Source organism: Mesorhizobium sp. WSM4810 (assembly GCF_055811235.1).
Map to the genome: position 1 here is coordinate 547,964 of NZ_JBVVQV010000001.1, position 16,682 is coordinate 564,645.

Sequence of the window (16,682 nt, forward strand, 5' to 3'; positions counted from 1 at the left end):
ATTCCGTTACCTCGGAGCGCTGCTGCGGTGCAGGACCTTTGATCGTGGAGGGACAGCGCCCCCCTCTGTCCTGCCGGACATCTCCCCCACAAGGAGGGAGATTGGCCTTCATCACCTGATTTCGCCAACCACCAACCTTGCAAAAAGGGACGCTGTCCGCGAAGTTGCCAATCTCCCCCCAAGTGGGGGAGATGCCGAGTTTTGGCAAAAGAGGGCAGGACAGAGGGGGGCGCGAAGGATCGCTACAGAGCGCTTTTATTCTGAGCCCGCAGCATTATGGACGGAAACTAGCTGGAATGCGAAGGCTTATGCCAATCGCCAGCGTTGGAGATCGGCTGCAGTGGTCGGGCAGCGAACATCCACAGGCCTTTTCAGGCTCAGTCAAAGAACCAAATCCTCTATGCAGAGGACTAGGTGCTTCATCTTATCGGCGATCCGAGACGGCATCAGGCACGACAACCAGCTTGCCGACAAAGTCCTTGGCGATGAAATCCGCCTGGGCGCGATGGAAATCGGAGAGCTTGTAGACAACGCCGACCAGCGGCCGGATTTTCTTCTCCTCGATGTAGCGGACGATACGACGGAAATCGTGTCGCGTGCCCTGGCTGGAGCCGTGCAGCTGCAATTGCTTGAGATACATGGTGCGCAGATCGAGCTGCACGACCGGGCCGGCAATCGCGCCGGCGGTGGTGTAGCGGCCTTCGGGCCGAAGGATGCGCAACAGGTCATTGAAGATGCCGCCGCCGACGAGGTCGGCAACCACGTCGATCGGCTGGCCGCCGGTCGCGTTATTCACGGCGGCGGGCAGATCGGCGACGCCACGGGTGATCACCGCCTCGGCGCCGATGTCGAGCACCGCCTGTTCCTTGCCCTTGCCGACGACGGCATAGGGAATGGCGCCGCGCGCCCGCGCCAACTGCACGATGCCGGAGCCGACGCCGCCCGACGCGCCGGTGACCAGCACACGCTCGCCGGCCTTCAATGCGGCGCGTTCGAGCATCTGTTCGCCGGTAAGATAAGCGCAGCAGAAGGTGGCGAGTTCGACGTCGGTCAGGTCGGTGGCGACGACATGGGCATTCTCGGCCGGCACGGTCTGGTACTCGGCATAGCCGCCGTCGCGGCCATGGCCCATATAGTCGATGTCGGCGAGTGAATCATCGTCGCGGTTGTAGATCGAGAAATCGACCATCACCCGCTCACCGATGCGGGCCGAAGAAACACCTTCGCCGACGGCAACGATGTTGCCGACCGTGTCGGTGCCCTGGATACGCGGGAAGGTCAGCGTATTGCCCTGACGCCGCCAGGTCGACACGGCGGCAGCATCTTCCTCCGTGCCGTAGGCGCCCTGGCGCACCCAGACATCGGTGTTGTTCATGCCGCAAGCGGTGACCTTGACCAGAACCTCGCCCGGGGCGGGCGAGGGCACTTTCACATCGGTGCGATAGACAAGCTTTTCCGGCCCGCCGTGACCGGTCAGAAGCACGGCTGCCATGGTGGCGGGGAGGGAGGGTTTTGCGGTCATCGATGTTGCTTCCAGATATTCCAGGTTGGCGCTGCCCCTCACCCTTACCCTCTCCCCGTGAAAAACGGGGAGAGGAGGTCAGCCGGCGCCGAGTGCTTGACCCTTCTCCACCGAGAAGGTGCCGGCAGGCGGATGAGGGGCGGCGCCAAGGTCGATAATTAGATGCTGGCAAACACGCTCTTCACCGCATCGGCCGTCTTCGACACGACGATGTCGGCCTCTTCACGGGTGAGGCACAGCGGCGGCGCGAAGCCGAGGATGTCGCCTTGCGGCATGGCGCGGCCGATGACGCCAAGCTCGGCAAGCGCGGTCGCGACCTGCGGCCCGATTTTTTGCGCGGCATCGAAGAACACGCGGTCGTCCCGGTCGGCGACGAATTCGATTGCCGCCAGCATGCCGTCGCCGCGCACCTCGCCGACATTTTTGTGGCCGCCGACGGCTTTCGCCAGTTCGGCGCGGAAATAGGCGCCGGTCTCACCGGCGTTGGTCACCAGGTCCATCTCGTCGATCAGTTCCAGGTTGGCCACACCGGCGGCGACGCAGATCGGATGCGCCGAATAGGTCCAGCCATGGCCTATGCTGCCGAGTTTGTCCGAACCCTGGACCAGCACCTGCCAGACCTTATCCGAGACGATGACGCCCGACAGCGGCGCATAGGCCGAGGTCAGTCCCTTGGCGATGGTGATCAGGTCGGGCTTGATGCCGTAGTGGTCGGAGCCGAACATGGTGCCCAGCCGGCCGAAGCCGGTGACCACTTCGTCGGCGACCAGCAGCACATCATATTTGTTCAGAACCGCCTGGATCTTTTCCCAGTACAGAGCGGGCGGCGGCACGATGCCGCCGGTGCCGAGGATCGGCTCGCCGATGAAGGCGGCGACCGTGTCCGGGCCCTCGGCCAGGATCATCTCTTCGAGCTTGTCGGCACAGTGTTGGGAAAACTGTTCCTCGCTCATCGAGCGGTCGGCGCGGCGGAAATAGTAGGGCGCCTCGGTGTGCAGGATCGGCGCACGCGGCAGGTCGAAGGCGTTGTGGAACAGGTCGAGCCCGGTCAGCGATCCGGTCATGACGCCGGAGCCGTGATAGCCGCGCCAGCGTGAGATGATCTTCTTCTTCTCGGGACGGCCGAGCACGTTGTTGTAGTACCAGATCAGCTTGATGTTGGTTTCGTTGGCGTCGGAGCCGGAGAGGCCGAAATAGACCCTCGACATGCCTTGCGGCGCCCGGTCGATGATCATCTTGGAAAGCGTGATCGAGGCCTCGGTGCCGTGGCCGACATAGGCATGGTAATAGGCAAGGTTCTTGGCCTGGGCGGCGATGGCGTCTGATATCTTCTGGCGGCCATAGCCGACATTGACGCAATAAAGCCCGGCGAAGGCATCGATACTCTTGCGCCCGTTATTGTCCCAGATGGTGACGCCTTCGCCGCCGGCGATCACGCGGGTCGGCGATTCACCCCGCGCATGCGTGCCCATATGGGTCGAGGGATGGAAGAAGTGGTCGCGGTCCCAGGCGGCGAGTTCGTTGGACTGGTCGAGCATTTTTTTACTCCTAAGGAAATGTCTCCGGCGCGGCTTACGCTACGTCCAGGCAGAGATATTTAAGATCGGTAAAGGCTTCGAGCCCGTGGCGCGAGCCCTCGCGACCGATGCCGGACTGCTTGACGCCGCCGAACGGAATCGGCGCGCCGGTGATCTTGACGCGGTTGATGGCGACCATACCGTAGTCGAGTGCACGGCCCATGCGCAATTGGCGGCCGCCGTTCTCGGTGACGACATAGGCGACGAGCCCGTATTCGGTGGCGTTGGCGCGGGCGATGACCTCGTCCTCGCTGTCGAAGGGCGTCACCGCGGCGACCGGACCAAAAGTTTCCTCGCGCATGATCAGCGCATCGTCGGTGACATCGGCGAGCAGGGTCGGCCGGTAGAACAGCGGTCCGGCCGGATGTCTGCCGCCGCCGGTTAGGCAGCGCGCGCCATGGGCGAGCGCATCGGCGACCTGCTCCTCGACCTTCTTGACGCCGCGCTCGTGCATCAACGGCCCGATGTCGATGTCATCGGCCAGGCCATTGCCGGTCCGCAGTGCCTCGATGCGCCTGGCGAAGGCGGCGCAGAAACGATCATAAATCGGGCGCTGGACATAGATGCGGTTGGCGGCAAGGCAATCCTGGCCGGAAGTGGCGAATTTGGCGTCGACGGCGATGGTCACCGCCTTGTCGAGATCGGCGTCGGCAAAGACGATCAGCGGCGCGTGGCCGCCAAGCTCCATGACCAGCCGCTTCATCGTCGGCGCACTTTGCGCGGCGATAAGCCTGCCGATCTCGGTCGAGCCGGTGAAGCTCATGGCGCGGACGCGCGGATCTTCGCACATCCGCCCAACGATGGTCGAGGCCTTGCCGGTGAGAACGTTGAAGACGCCAGCCGGCAGGCCGGCGCGTTCGCCGAGCTCGGCCAGCGCCAGTGCCGACAGCGGCGTTTCCGACGAAGGATGCGCGATGATGGTGCAGCCGGCGGCAAGGGCGGCCGCCGCCTTGCGGGTCAGCATGGCTGCGGGAAAATTCCACGGCGTGACGACGCCGACGACGCCGAGCGGTTCGCGCCGCACCATCATCTCAGCGTTTGGCAAATGGCTGGTGACGCTTTCGGCGTTGAGGCGCTTTGCCTCCTCGGCGTACCATTCGACGAAGGAGGCGGCGTAGTCGATCTCGCCAAGCGATTCCTTGAGAGGCTTGCCCTGTTCGAGCGTCATCAACAGCGCCAGATCGTCCTTGGCGGCGATGATCAGATCGAACCATTTTCGCAGGATTCTTGCGCGTTCCTGTGGGAGAGCCGCGCGCCAGGCGGGAAAGGCGCGCGACGCCGCGTCGATCGCCTTGCTCGTCTGCCTGGCATCGAGCGCGGCAACCCAGGCAACGGTGGCGCCTGTAGCAGGGTCGGCCACCCCAAAACTCTCGGCGGCTTCACTCGCCGTCCAGTGGCCGTCGACATAGGCGAGTTGGCGCAGCAGCCGGCGGTCGGCGAGCCGGTCAAGCGCTTCGTGGCGTTGTGGGCGGGCAAAATGCGCGGACATGTTCGAGGTCTCCCGGTTTCGGAGTGATGCGGAGAGATTATGCGCGCGGCGCAGACAGAGAGGCTGTTTCGGAGCGCACGCGTAGAGAGATTGTCTCTATTGGACCGAAACACAGGACAGTCTCTCCGAGGCTGTAGCAAACAGTGGAGATTGGCTGAACCTCCTCCAACTTCGTCATCCCCGGGCGAAGCAGGAGCGAAGCTCCGTCACGAAGACCCTGGGATCCATTCCATGACCTTCGCCGAGGAATGCAGCGGAGCAGAATTCCGCATCGTCGCGGCGACCTGATGTCAGTTTCCCTAGACCTCACGACGGCGTCGGCAACAGATCGGCCACCGGCAAGGCGACCTCCTCCTTCACCGTCTTGGTGACGATGTAGGTGAAATAACGGTCGATGCCGATCTCGCGTTCGAGCAGGGCGTCGACCAGCCGCTGATAGGCGTCGATGTCGCGCGCCATCACTTTCAGCAGATAGTCGACGCCGCCGCCCACCGACCAGCAGGCGACGATTTCGGGGACGTCGCGGATGACGCGCTCAAAACGGTCGAAATCGGCTTGGCGGTGGCTGGCCAGCGTCACCTCCATCAGGACGGTGGCGACCGGCGCGACGGCGCGCATTGCAACCCGGGCGTGATAGCCGGAGACGATGCCGGCCTTTTCCAGCTTGCGCAACCGCATCCAGCACGGCGTCGGCGACAGGCCGACCTTGTCGGCGAGCGCCAGCTTGGTGATGCGCCCGTCGCGCTGAACCGCGTCGAGGATTTTCAGGTCGATCTGATCCAGTTTCAATGCGGCCATAAGCGTCCACTATTTTCCGCGACACCATGACGGCGCATCATTTCGATTGTCAATTGCACTGATTTCGATCTCTAATATGTCATGACATTGTGGCGTCCAGATCCCGCGCTTATCCGGCGGCCGGCCTATCAATCGCTCGCCGACCAGTTCGCGCGCGCCATTCATGACGGACGGCTGGCCAACGGCGCGCGGCTGCCGACGCATCGCCGGCTGGCCGACGATTTGAAGCTTTCGGTGCAGACAGTCAGCCGCGCCTATGAGGAACTGATCCGCCGGGGCCTGGTCTCCGGCGAGATCGGCCGCGGCAGCTTCGTGCAGACGCAGCGCCGCGAGCCGGAGCCGCCCTATCTGCCGGAGCGCCTTGGCGAGGTCATCGATCTGTCGATCCTGAAGCCGGTCTGCGAGCCGATGCATCTGGAGAGGCTGAAGCAGGCGCTGGGCTGGCTCGCCGAGAACCTGCCGTCGACCTCGGCGCTGTCGTTCCGGCCGAACATGGTGTTTCCGCGCCACCGTGCAGTGGCGGTCGAATGGCTGCGGCTGTGCGGTCTCGACGTGTCGGCGCAGAATGTCAGCCTGACCAACGGCGCCACGGCCGGCATGACGGTGGCGCTGATGAGTGTGGCGCCGCCGGGTTCGACCGTCGCCACCGAGGCGATCGGCCATCACACGCTGATCCCGCTGGCGCGCTATCTCGGCTTCAACCTCGAGGGTCTGCCGATCGACGACAACGGCCTGATCCCGGAGGCGCTCGACGAGGCGTGCCGGCTTTCCGACATCCGCGCCGTGTTCGTGCAGCCCTCGGTGATCAATCCGACTGCAACATTGATGAATGCCGCGCGGCGCGAGCAGATCGCTGCGGTGGCGCGCAGGCACGACATCGCCATCATCGAGAACGACGTGCTCGGGCCGCTGGTCGAGGGCCGTCCGCCGCCGGTCGCCGCCTTCGCGCCCGAGCGCACGCTCTACGTCACCTCCTTCACCAAGATCGTGCTGCCAGGCCTGCGCATCGGTTATCTCGCGGCGCCCGACCGCTATGTCGCTGCCGTCGCCAACCGGCATCTCGTCTCCAACTGGATGGCGACGCCGATGGTGGCGGAGATCGCGACAAAATGGGTGACCGACGGCACGGCGATGGAACTCGTCCGCTGGCAACGGTCGGCGCTGCGGCGGCGGCAGGAGATTGCCGCCCAGGTGCTTGCCGGGGTCGACTATCGCGTCCATCGTGACGGGCTGCATCTGTGGCTAGAACTGCCCGGCGACCGCGCCGAGGAGGGCTTCGTCTCACAGGCCCGCCTGCAGGGCGTGGCGATCGCACCAGGCACATCGTTTCGCATTTCGGCGGCGCCCTGGCAGCCGGCAGTGCGCATCTCGCTGGGCTCGACCACCGAGGGGGAACTGCGCGCCGGCCTCAGTGTTGTCACTAAACTTCTGCTCGGCGACCCGGAGCATCTGCTGCTGGCGATCTAGGCAAGCATTGCCGCGAAATTCTGCGGAGTCAGAAACATTGTCATGAGTTTATTTTCCTGATTGACATGATTTGGCGCGTTCCGCATCGTTAAGGCACAGCTTCTCCAGCACGGGGAAATTCTTTGTCCGCGCCCATCATCAAGATCGACGCCATTTCGAAAAGCTTCGGCACCTTCAAGGTGCTGGACGGACTGTCGATGCAGGTCATGCCGCGCGAGAAGCTGGCGCTGATCGGCCCATCCGGCTCCGGCAAGACGACGATCCTGCGCATCCTGATGACGCTGGAGAGGATCGACAGCGGCCACATCCAGATCGACGGCGAGCAGCTTTACCACATGGAGCGCAACGGCCAGTTGCTGCCCGCCGACGAACGGCATCTGGCAAGAATGCGCCAGAAGATCGGCATGGTCTTCCAGCTGTTCAACCTGTTTCCGCACAAGAGCGTCATCGACAACGTCACGCTGGCGCCGATCCTGACAAAGGGCATGCCGCGCGCCGCCGCCGAAAAGCGGGCGATGGAACTGCTCGACATGGTCGGCATGGCCGACAAGGCGAAAGCGATGCCGGCGCAGCTTTCCGGCGGCCAGAAGCAGCGCGTTGCCATCGCTCGCGCCTTGGCGCTGCAGCCCAGGATCATGCTGTTCGACGAGGTGACATCGGCGCTCGATCCGGAACTGGTCGAGGAGGTGCTGAACGTGTTGTGGCGGCTGTGCTCGGAGACCGACATGACCATGCTGCTGGTCACCCACGAAATGGGTTTTGCCCATGATTTCGCCGACCGGGTTCTGTTCTTCGACCGCGGCAAGATCGTCGAGGAAGGCAAGCCGGACGAGATTTTCCGCAACCCCAAGCAGGAGCGTACGCAAGCTTTCCTGAAGAAGATCATCGCGGCCGGACATCGCGTCTGACTGCCATGTCTGAGGCGGCAGCGCCGTCCTCCCAGGGCGGCGAAGCCGTCCCGTAGAACGACCAAACCAAAAGAGAAACAAGGAGTTGGGAACAATGAAGAAACTTGGCATTTTGGCCGGCGTCGCCGGTGTTGCACTGACCGCAATCCTGGCCGCTTCGACCGCGGGATCGGCCGACGACAGCAAGCTCGAAGAGCTCAAGGCACAGGGCTTCGCCCGTGTCGCCATCGCCAACGAGCCGCCCTATACGGCGGTTGCTGCCGACGGCAAGGTCTCGGGTGCGGCGCCCGATGTGGCCCGTGAAATCTTCAAGCGTCTTGGTGTCAACGACATCGTCGCCTCGATCTCGGAATATGGCGCGATGATCCCCGGCCTGCAGGCCGGCCGTTTCGACGTCGTCACCGCCGGCCTGTTCATGAAACCGGAGCGCTGCGCGGCGGTCGCTTATTCGGAGCCGGTGCTGTGCGACGCCGAGGCAATGCTGGTCAAGAAGGGCAACCCGAAGGGCTTCAAGAGCTATGAGGATGTCGCCAAGGATGCCACCGCAACGATCGGGGCGCCGGGCGGCGGCACCGAGGAGAAGCTGGCGCTCACTGCCGGCGTGCCGCGTGACCGCGTCATCGTCGTGCCGGATGGCCAGAGCGGCCTGAAGATGCTGCAGGACGGCCGCATCGACGCCTATTCCCTGCCGGTGCTGTCGATCAACGATCTGGTCAAGAAGGCCAACGATCCGAACCTCGAAGTCGTCGCCCCGGTGGTCGGCGCGCCGGTCTATTGCGACGGCGCGGCGTTCAAGAAGGGCGATGAGGCGCTGCGCGACGCCTATGACGTCGAATTGGCCAAGCTGAAGGAGTCCGGCGAATTCGCCAAGATCATTGAGCCCTACGGTTTTTCGGCCGCGGCGGCGATGTCGACGAGCCGCGACAAGCTCTGCTCGGCGAAGTAAAAAGTTGCCCCTCACCCTTACCCTCCCCTGTGAAGAACGGGGAGAAGGGGCGCCAACGTTGGAGCTTCACCCTTCTCCCCGTCCCTATACGGGGAGAAGGTGCCGGCAGGCGGATGAGGGGCAGCGCCGACCTTCTGTAATAATCGCCAAGCGGAGAAATGCTTAGTTCATGACCCAATGGTCCGGCTATTTCGGCCTGATATTGCAGGGAGCGCTTGTTACCATCGAGCTGACGCTGATGGGGTCGGTGCTTGCCCTGATCATGGCCTTTCTCGCCGGGCTGGGGCGGCTGTCGCGTTTTTTCGCAATTCGGGCGCTGGCCACCGCCTATATCGAATTCTTCCGCGGCACCTCGATCTTCGTGCAGCTGTTCTGGGCCTATTTCGTGCTGCCGTTCATCGGCATTTCGCTGACGCCGCTGCAGGCCGGCGTGCTGGCGCTTGGCCTCAATGTCGGCGCCTACGGCGCGGAGGTGGTGCGCGGCGCCATCCAGTCGATCGGCCGCGAACAGTACGAGGCCTGCACCGCGGTCAATCTCGGCCGCTGGCAAGCCATGCGCCATGTCATCCTGCCGCAGGCGCTGCTGGTGATGCTGCCGACCTTCGGCAATAACGCCATCGAATTGCTCAAGGCCACCGCCGTGGTTTCGCTGATCTCGCTCACCGACCTGACCTTCCAGGCCCAGGTCGTGCGCTCGCAGACCGGCAACACGCTGGTGCCGTTCACCACCATTCTCGTCATCTATTTCGGCCTTGCGCTGATCATTTCGTGGGGGGTGCGTTCGCTGGAACGCCGCATGGCGCGCGGCCTCGACGGGGTGCGCGTCTGATGGATCGGGCCTCGTAATGGAATGGGATTGGAATTTCGTCTGGGAGATCATGCCGACCCTGATCGAGGGCGTGAAGATCACCATCCTGGCGACGCTGCTCGGCTCGGTTCTGGCAGCGATGGTCGGCTTGGCTATCGCGCTGGCGCGGCGCTCGCCGAATAAGGGCTTGTCGCGCAGCGTCGGCTTCCTTGCCGAGTTCATCCGCGGCACGCCGCTCTTGGTGCAGCTCTATTTCATCTTCTACGTGCTGCCGGACATCGGTATCCTGCTGCCGCCGCTGGTGGCGGGCGTCATCGGCCTCGGGCTGCATTACGGCACCTACACGGCCGAGGTCTATCGCGCCGGCATCGACAATGTGCCGCGCGGCCAGTGGGAAGCCGCCAAGGCCTGCAATCTCAACGCCAGGCAGACCTGGACCCACATCATCATGCCGCAGGCTATCCCGCCGATGATCCCGGCGCTTGCCAACTACTTCATCGCCATGTTCAAGGAGACGCCGCTGCTGTCGGCGATCACCGTGCTGGAACTGATGAACCAGGCCAAGAGCGTCGCCAACACCTATTACCGCTATGTCGAGCCGATGACCTTGGTCGGCGCCTTCTTCCTCGTCATCAGCCTGTTCTCGGTCGTGCTGCTGCGCTGGCTGGAACGCCGCTACGGGCGCATTGAAAAATGACAACAGTTCCTTCGATCAAACCGTTGGCAAGGAGCGCGTGGTGACCGCTCCGGTCGACATCCGCTTGCACTCGACACGGCCGGCGCTCGACGCGCGTCCGCTGGAAAAGCGTATCGGCCTGATCATCCTTGCCACCGACCATACGACCGAACCGGATTTTCGTCGCATGGTGGCAAGCGACCGGATCGGCGTCTATGTCGCGCGCATTCCCTACGCCAATCCGACGACGCCGGACAATTTGCGCAAGATGCAGCCGTCGCTGACGGCGGGCGCCGCGCTCATCCTGCCTGATGAGCCGCTCGACGCGGTCTGCTATTCCTGCACCTCGGCCTCAGTCGTCATCGGCGATGCCGAGATCGAGGCGGCGGTGCAGGCGGCCAAGCTCGGCGTACCCGTGGTTACGCCGCCGATGGCAGGGGTGCGCGGCTTGAAAGCGCTGGGCGCCAGGACGATCAGTATTCTCACTCCTTATACTGTCGAGACCAGCCGGCCGATGGCCGCCTATTTCGCGGCGCACGGGTTCGAGATCGCCAGCTTCACCTGTCTCGGCTTCGACGACGACCGCGAGATGGCGCGGATTGCACCGGCCACGCTGGTCGATCTGGCAGCCAAGACGACCGACGCGCAAGCGGACGCACTGTTCGTCTCCTGCACGGCGCTGCGGGCAGCACTTGCCGTCGTCGGCATGGAGGAGGCGATCGGCCGCCCGGTCGTCACCAGCAATCAGGCAACGGCCTGGAACTGCCTGCGGCTTTGCGGCGACGAGGAGCGGCGCGCCGAATTCGGCCGTCTGATGACGCTGCCGTTGAGACAATGAGGCGATGTCCGGCATGAGCGAGCCCCCCCCTCTGGCAACAGGCATGTCTGTAACCCTTCAGGATATCCGCGCCGCCCGCGATCGCATCGCCGGCAAGGTCGAGCGCACGCCGACCGTGTCTTCCGCGAGTCTTTCCGGGCACTTGGGCGCGCCTGTTTATCTCAAGCTCGAACATCGGCAGACCACCGGCAGCTTCAAACTGCGTGGCGCCTCGAACGCCATCGCGTCGCTGGACGCCGAGGAGAAGGCCCGCGGCGTGGTCGCCGCCTCGACCGGCAATCACGGCCGGGCGCTGGCTCATGCGGCAAAGCTCGAAGGCATGCGCGCGACGATCTGCATGTCGCGACTGGTGCCGCAGAACAAGCTCGACGAAATCCGGCGGCTCGGTGCCGAGATCCGCATCGTCGGCAACAGCCAGGACGATGCGCAGCAGGAGGTCGACCGGCTGGTCGCGGAAGACGGTCTGATCATGCTGCCGCCCTTCGACCATCCTGATATCATCGCCGGGCAAGGCACGCTCGGGCTGGAAATCATCGAGCAGATTGCGGACGCCGCCCTGGTGCTGGTGCCGCTGTCCGGCGGCGGGCTGGCGGCGGGTGTCGCCGCTGCTGTAAAGGCCGTCAGCCCCGGCACGAAGGTCATCGGCGTTTCGATGACGCGGGGTGCGGCGATGAAGGCAAGCCTCGATGCCGGACATCCGGTTCTGGTCGAGGAACTGCCGACGCTGGCGGATTCGCTCGGCGGCGGCGTCGGCCTCGACAACCGGCTGACCTTCTCGATGTGCCGCGACCTGCTCGACGATGTTATCCTGCTCAGCGAGGACGAGATCGCCGCCGGCATCCGCCACGCCTATGAACAGGAGCGCGAGATCGTCGAAGGCGCCGGCGCGGTTTGCATCGCCGCCGTGCTTGCCGGCAAGGTCAGGGCGAGCGGCCCCACGGTGCTCGTTCTGTCGGGCCGCAACATCGACATGACGCTGCACAGGAAAGTCGTTTGTGGCGAAGCATTTAAGGAGAGCGCCGCATGAGCCGGATGACGATACTGACCGAAGCCGAATTGCGCGCGATCGTGAAGCTCGATCTCGATGCCGTCGCCTGCGTCGAAAATGCGTTCCGCGCGCTTGCCACCTTGCCGGTGGCGATGCCGCCGATCCTGCGGCTCGACATTCCCGAGCATCGCGGCGAGGTCGACGTCAAGACCGCCTACGTGCCTGGGATCGACGGTTTTGCCATCAAGATCAGTCCCGGCTTCTTCGACAATCCGAAGCTCGGCCTGCCCAGCGTCAACGGCATGATGGTGCTGCTGTCGTCAAAAACCGGGCTGGTCGAGGCGCTGCTGCTCGACAATGGCTATTTGACCGACATCCGCACGGCGGCGGCCGGAGCGGTCGCGGCGAAACATCTTTCGCGAGCCGACTCCTCTGTCGCCGCGATCTTCGGCGCCGGCGTCCAGGCGGGGCTGCAGCTCGAAGCGCTTATGCTGGTGCGGCCGATCACCGAGGCGCGGATCTGGGCCAGGGACGCCGTCAAGGCCGAAGCCGCGGCGGATGCATTGCGCGAAAGATTGGGCATCGTCGTGCGCGCCGAGCCCGACGCGGCCACGGCGGCGGCCGGCGCCGACATCATCGTCACCACAACGCCGTCGACCGAGCCGCTGATCAAGGCCGGCTTCGTCTCGGCCGGCCAGCATATCACCGCGATGGGCTCGGACGCCGAGCACAAGAACGAGATCGCGCCGGCGATCCTGCGCATGGCCGATCTCTACGTCGCAGACAGCGCCAAGCAGACGCGGCTGCTGGGCGAACTGCATCACGCCATTGCGACGGGGGTTATGGCGGCCGATGCGGAGATCACAGAACTCGGCCAGATCATCGCCGGCGATAGACATGGCCGCCGTTCGGCCAGCGACATCACCATCGCCGACCTCACCGGCACCGGCGTGCAGGACACGGCGATCGCCACGCTCGCCCGCGACCGTGCCCGGGCGGCCAAGACGGGTACGATTTTCGAAAGCTGATGCCGGCCGCAAGGCCCAACAAACGAGGACCAAGAACAATGCAGCCCAATTTGAAATTCTCGCGCGGCGAATATGCGGATCGCCTTGCCAAGACCCGGAAGGCCATGGAGGCCAAGGGTGTCGATCTGCTTGTTGTCAGCGATCCGTCCAACATGGCCTGGCTGACCGGCTATGACGGCTGGTCGTTCTACGTGCACCAGGCCGTCATCGTGCCGCCGTCGGGCGAACCGGTGTGGTACGGGCGCGGCCAGGACGCCAACGGCGCCAAGCGCACTGCCTATCTCGCGCACGACAACATCGTCGGCTATGCCGATCATTATGTGCAGTCGACCGAACGCCACCCGATGGATTTTCTGTCGCAGGTGCTGTCCGATCGCGGCTGGGGCAAGCTCAGCATCGGCGTCGAGATGGACAATTACTGGTTCTCGGCCGCTGCCTTCGCATCGCTGCAGAAACACCTGCCCAATGCCCGCTTCGTCGACGCCACAGCACTCGTCAACTGGCAGCGCGCGGTGAAGAGCCCGACCGAAATCGACTATATGCGCAAGGCCGCCCGCATCGTCGAAGCGATGCACCAGCGCATCGTCGACAAGATCGAAGTCGGCATGCGCAAATGCGATCTGGTCGCCGAGATCTATGATGCCGGCACCCGCGGCGTCGACGGGCCAGAGGGAAAGATTGGCGGCGACTATCCGGCGATCGTGCCGCTGCTGCCGTCGGGCGCCGATGCGTCGGCGCCGCATCTGACCTGGGACGACCGACCGATGAAATCGGGCGAGGGAACCTTCTTCGAGATCGCCGGCTGCTACAACCGCTACCATTGTCCGCTTTCGCGGACTGTGTTCCTCGGCAAGCCGACGCAGGAATTCCTCGATGCCGAAAAGGCGACGCTGGAAGGCATGGAGGCCGGGCTTGCGGCGGCAAAGCCCGGCAATACATGCGAGGACATCGCCAATGCCTTCTTCGCGGTGCTGAAGAGATACGGCATCGTCAAGGACAACCGCACCGGCTATCCGATCGGGCTTTCCTATCCGCCGGATTGGGGCGAGCGCACGATGAGCCTGCGCCCCGGCGACCGCACCGAGCTGAAGCCTGGCATGACCTTCCATTTCATGACCGGCCTGTGGCTGGAGACGATGGGGCTGGAGATCACCGAATCCATCCTGATCACCGAGACCGGGGTCGAGTGCCTGGCCAATGTGCCGCGCAAGCTGGTGGTGAAGAATTGAGCCCGATGTCCAGCCTTCCCCCATCGCCGATCACGCCGACCGTCGATTTCGACCGCGACGGCGTGCAGCACGGCTTCCTGCGCCTTCCCTACAGCCGAGACGATTCGGCCTGGGGATCGGTGATGATCCCGATCTGCGTGATCCAAAACGGCAGCGGGCCAAGCGCATTGCTCACCGGCGGCAATCATGGCGACGAATATGAGGGGCCGCTGGCGCTCTACGATCTCGCCCGCATGCTCGATCCCAAGCAAGTCAGCGGCACGGTCATCATCGTGCCGGCAATGAACTATCCGGCGTTCCGCGCCGGCACCCGCACCTCGCCGATCGACAAGGGCAATTTGAACCGCAGCTTTCCCGGCCGGCCCGACGGCACGGTGACCGAGAAGATCGCGGACTATTTTCAACGAGAGTTGCTCCCCCGCGCAGACATCGCGCTCGACTTCCACTCCGGCGGCAAGACGCTCGACTTCGTGCCGTTCTGCGCCGCCCATATCCGGCCCGACAAGGTGCTGGAGGCGAAGGGGTTCGCCGCCGTCGAAGCGTTCTCGGCACCCTGGTCGATGAAGATGCTGGAGATCGATGCGGTCGGCATGTTCGACACTGCCGCCGAAGAGATGGGGAAGCTGTTCATCACCACAGAGCTTGGCGGCGGTGGGACTGCCCGTGCAGAGACGGTGCGGATCGCCCGTCGCGGCGTGCTCAACGTGCTGCGCCATGCCGGCATCGTCGCCGGTGCGGTCGAGATGCAGCCGACCCGCTGGCTGGACATGCCGTCGGGCGATTGCTTCTCGTTTGCCGAGGACGACGGGATGATCGAAACGATGATCGATCTCGGCGAGCCTGTCGAAGGGGGCCAGGTCCTGGCGCGCATCCACTCCATCGGCCGCACCGGTGCCGCACCTCAGGAGATCAGGGCAAGGATGTCGGGTCTATTGGCTGCCCGCCATTTCCCCGGACTGGTCAAGGCGGGCGACTGCACCGCCGTGGTCGCCGTGCTGGTCGATTGAAGGCAAGGCAACCGACACTGCTTGCGACAATGCTACTCGATCAGCAGCAGGCCGCGTTTCTTGTCGCCATCGCTATCGATTGTGTCCATGGCTGAGAACAGGCGCTCACGCTCGACCAGCCAAGGCCTATAATCCTCGTTTACATCGAGGACGAAAACCATGTCCTCGGCCTCCAGATATCCTCCGACCGGGGAAAAATGGCCAGCGCCGGCATCGAAAATCTTCTCGCGGGTAAAGTTGACGATGTAACGGCGGCCGGGATCGTTGGCGCGCTTCATGTGCTCGCGAAACGCATCGGCGCTCAGATTCCGAAGCACCGAAACCTTCCGCTTGGTGTTCGTTCGAGCGACCTCGGCAAGCTCGTCCAGCGTGAGGCCAATGACGCAAAAACCGGTCCAGCACATTCCCGTTCCCGCGAGGACTTTGGCTTCGGTTATCTCCTCCTCGCCGATGGAGCGGAATGTGTTTGCGACACTTGCCGGGCCGCACCTTGATCCGTTTGATTGCCATGTGACGTCGGCATTGAAGGTGGCAGCCACGGGCAGCTTCCAGGCGCTGTCGATCAATTCAGCGGTGCGGGTAACCGACGACTGGATTGCGTCTTGCGAAACTCTGGACTGGCCGGCAATCAAAAGTGCAGCGCCGCCCAGCAGGCCGACGACGGCGATCACAATCACACCGAAAGCGAGACTGCGCTTCATTGCTGAATCTCGGAGCAGGCAGCAACAGGAGAATGAAGAAAAGGAACCGCAACGTCAATCAAAGGCCCGCGCCCGGCCAGTCGCGATCTGGTACTGCAGCAACCGTAGCCGGCCGCTTGCCAAGCGGGCTGCCACCGCTCATCGCCGTGAGCGCTGGGTCTGGGAGAGTATGGATCGGGCAGGGAACTTCGCCGGTGAAAGAGCGGGTCGTTTCGTTAGCGCCAATAGCTGCTGCGCCTGCAAACCTCAGGCTTCCAGAGACGATCCAAATTACGACTTGCTCGGCGTAGGCGTCGCTAAAGGCGAAACCTAACGAAGGCCAAGGAAGCTAAGTATCGCAATTACGATTACGACGGCCCCGACCAGCCAGATGATATTGTTCATGACAGCTCTCCTTGAGTTTGCGGCGAGCCTTTGGCGGCTCGCGATAATTATGGCGAACGCCCTCACGACGTTCTCGTTCCAAACTGAGCCTAGGCCGCCAATTACTCTTTGGACCGGAGGCCCGCGCCTCTGGAGGAGCGCGGGCCGACCGGGGGCCCAATCAAGCAGCCAATATCCGGGAGATACTCGCTGTCATCCTACAACCGTTAGTACACGCTAATGTTCCATCGATCAGAAAAATACCGCGCCTACCGAGGGCCGGAAGCAATGGCGTCTCGGCCCGAAGCGCGGGCACTTCGGTGGACGCCTCGGTGAT

At 63.8% G+C, this 16,682-nt stretch carries 15 protein-coding genes; 10 read left to right on the top strand and 5 right to left on the bottom strand.

Going from position 1 to position 16,682, the window contains the following annotated elements:
- Nucleotides 1-424: 424 nt before the first annotated feature.
- The 4 genes from AC0L3O_RS02630 to AC0L3O_RS02645 all read right to left on the bottom strand — a co-directional run bounded on the left by AC0L3O_RS02630 (nt 425) and on the right by AC0L3O_RS02645 (nt 5,377).
- On the bottom strand, nt 425-1,522 hold the full coding sequence (locus tag AC0L3O_RS02630; protein ID WP_473614691.1) for an alcohol dehydrogenase family protein: 1,098 nt from the start codon (nt 1,520-1,522) through the stop codon (nt 425-427).
- Nucleotides 1,523-1,680: 158 nt separating this feature from the next.
- Entirely contained in the window at nt 1,681-3,060 is a 1,380-nt protein-coding gene (locus AC0L3O_RS02635) for an aminotransferase (protein WP_473614692.1), read from the bottom strand.
- A 34-nt stretch (nt 3,061-3,094) separates the two neighbouring features.
- Nucleotides 3,095-4,588 (bottom strand): NAD-dependent succinate-semialdehyde dehydrogenase, encoded by a 1,494-nt coding sequence (locus AC0L3O_RS02640; RefSeq protein WP_473614694.1) that lies wholly within the window; start codon nt 4,586-4,588, stop codon nt 3,095-3,097.
- Between the two features lie 306 nt (nt 4,589-4,894).
- The gene (locus tag AC0L3O_RS02645) at nt 4,895-5,377 is read right to left on the bottom strand and encodes an Lrp/AsnC family transcriptional regulator (protein ID WP_236391383.1); all 483 of its coding nucleotides are present in this window, start codon (nt 5,375-5,377) and stop codon (nt 4,895-4,897) included.
- 90 nt (nt 5,378-5,467) lie between these two features.
- Here AC0L3O_RS02645 and ehuR point away from each other — a divergent pair, with 90 nt between their 5' ends.
- From ehuR to doeB, 10 genes are all read left to right on the top strand, one after another.
- The gene (ehuR, locus tag AC0L3O_RS02650) at nt 5,468-6,853 is read left to right on the top strand and encodes a MocR-like ectoine utilization transcription factor EhuR (RefSeq protein WP_023797845.1); all 1,386 of its coding nucleotides are present in this window, start codon (nt 5,468-5,470) and stop codon (nt 6,851-6,853) included.
- Between the two features lie 122 nt (nt 6,854-6,975).
- Nucleotides 6,976-7,761: an ectoine/hydroxyectoine ABC transporter ATP-binding protein EhuA gene (ehuA, locus tag AC0L3O_RS02655; RefSeq protein WP_023797847.1), complete on the top strand. Its 786-nt coding sequence runs from the start codon at nt 6,976-6,978 to the stop codon at nt 7,759-7,761.
- A gap of 94 nt (nt 7,762-7,855) precedes the next feature.
- Nucleotides 7,856-8,707 (top strand): ectoine/hydroxyectoine ABC transporter substrate-binding protein EhuB, encoded by an 852-nt coding sequence (gene ehuB, locus AC0L3O_RS02660; protein ID WP_023797848.1) that lies wholly within the window; start codon nt 7,856-7,858, stop codon nt 8,705-8,707.
- A gap of 169 nt (nt 8,708-8,876) precedes the next feature.
- Nucleotides 8,877-9,536, top strand: coding sequence for an ectoine/hydroxyectoine ABC transporter permease subunit EhuC (gene ehuC / locus AC0L3O_RS02665; RefSeq protein WP_023797849.1), 660 nt, complete (start codon nt 8,877-8,879; stop codon nt 9,534-9,536).
- Between the two features lie 16 nt (nt 9,537-9,552).
- The gene (gene ehuD, locus AC0L3O_RS02670) at nt 9,553-10,212 is read left to right on the top strand and encodes an ectoine/hydroxyectoine ABC transporter permease subunit EhuD (RefSeq protein ID WP_027155679.1); all 660 of its coding nucleotides are present in this window, start codon (nt 9,553-9,555) and stop codon (nt 10,210-10,212) included.
- Nucleotides 10,213-10,252: 40 nt separating this feature from the next.
- Nucleotides 10,253-11,029, top strand: a complete 777-nt coding sequence (gene eutA / locus AC0L3O_RS02675) for an ectoine utilization protein EutA (protein ID WP_473614695.1) — start codon at nt 10,253-10,255, stop codon at nt 11,027-11,029.
- Nucleotides 11,030-11,072: 43 nt separating this feature from the next.
- Nucleotides 11,073-12,056: a hydroxyectoine utilization dehydratase EutB gene (gene eutB / locus AC0L3O_RS02680; protein ID WP_473614697.1), complete on the top strand. Its 984-nt coding sequence runs from the start codon at nt 11,073-11,075 to the stop codon at nt 12,054-12,056.
- Nucleotides 12,053-13,045, top strand: a complete 993-nt coding sequence (gene eutC, locus AC0L3O_RS02685; RefSeq protein ID WP_473614698.1) for an ectoine utilization protein EutC — start codon at nt 12,053-12,055, stop codon at nt 13,043-13,045. Before eutB ends, eutC begins: the two co-directional genes overlap by 4 nt.
- 38 nt (nt 13,046-13,083) lie before the next feature.
- A complete protein-coding gene (gene doeA / locus AC0L3O_RS02690; RefSeq protein ID WP_473614699.1) occupies nt 13,084-14,274 on the top strand; it encodes an ectoine hydrolase DoeA in 1,191 nt (396 codons plus the stop codon).
- 5 nt (nt 14,275-14,279) lie between these two features.
- The gene (gene doeB / locus AC0L3O_RS02695; RefSeq protein WP_473614701.1) at nt 14,280-15,281 is read left to right on the top strand and encodes a N(2)-acetyl-L-2,4-diaminobutanoate deacetylase DoeB; all 1,002 of its coding nucleotides are present in this window, start codon (nt 14,280-14,282) and stop codon (nt 15,279-15,281) included.
- Between the two features lie 32 nt (nt 15,282-15,313).
- Here the strand turns inward: doeB and AC0L3O_RS02700 are convergent, their stop codons facing one another.
- Nucleotides 15,314-15,982, bottom strand: coding sequence for a phytochelatin synthase family protein (locus AC0L3O_RS02700; RefSeq protein WP_473614702.1), 669 nt, complete (start codon nt 15,980-15,982; stop codon nt 15,314-15,316).
- Between the last annotated feature and the right edge of the window lie 700 nt (nt 15,983-16,682).

Coding starts and splice junctions, on each gene's coding strand:
- AC0L3O_RS02630 (WP_473614691.1), bottom strand. CDS start 1,522: ATGACCGCAAAACCCTCCCTCCCCGCCACCATGGCAGCCGTGCTTCTG.
- AC0L3O_RS02635 (WP_473614692.1), bottom strand. CDS start 3,060: ATGCTCGACCAGTCCAACGAACTCGCCGCCTGGGACCGCGACCACTTC.
- AC0L3O_RS02640 (WP_473614694.1), bottom strand. CDS start 4,588: ATGTCCGCGCATTTTGCCCGCCCACAACGCCACGAAGCGCTTGACCGG.
- ehuR (WP_023797845.1), top strand. CDS start 5,468: ATGACATTGTGGCGTCCAGATCCCGCGCTTATCCGGCGGCCGGCCTAT.
- ehuB (WP_023797848.1), top strand. CDS start 7,856: ATGAAGAAACTTGGCATTTTGGCCGGCGTCGCCGGTGTTGCACTGACC.
- ehuC (WP_023797849.1), top strand. CDS start 8,877: ATGACCCAATGGTCCGGCTATTTCGGCCTGATATTGCAGGGAGCGCTT.
- ehuD (WP_027155679.1), top strand. CDS start 9,553: ATGGAATGGGATTGGAATTTCGTCTGGGAGATCATGCCGACCCTGATC.
- eutB (WP_473614697.1), top strand. CDS start 11,073: ATGTCTGTAACCCTTCAGGATATCCGCGCCGCCCGCGATCGCATCGCC.
- eutC (WP_473614698.1), top strand. CDS start 12,053: ATGAGCCGGATGACGATACTGACCGAAGCCGAATTGCGCGCGATCGTG.
- doeA (WP_473614699.1), top strand. CDS start 13,084: ATGCAGCCCAATTTGAAATTCTCGCGCGGCGAATATGCGGATCGCCTT.
- doeB (WP_473614701.1), top strand. CDS start 14,280: ATGTCCAGCCTTCCCCCATCGCCGATCACGCCGACCGTCGATTTCGAC.
- AC0L3O_RS02700 (WP_473614702.1), bottom strand. CDS start 15,982: ATGAAGCGCAGTCTCGCTTTCGGTGTGATTGTGATCGCCGTCGTCGGC.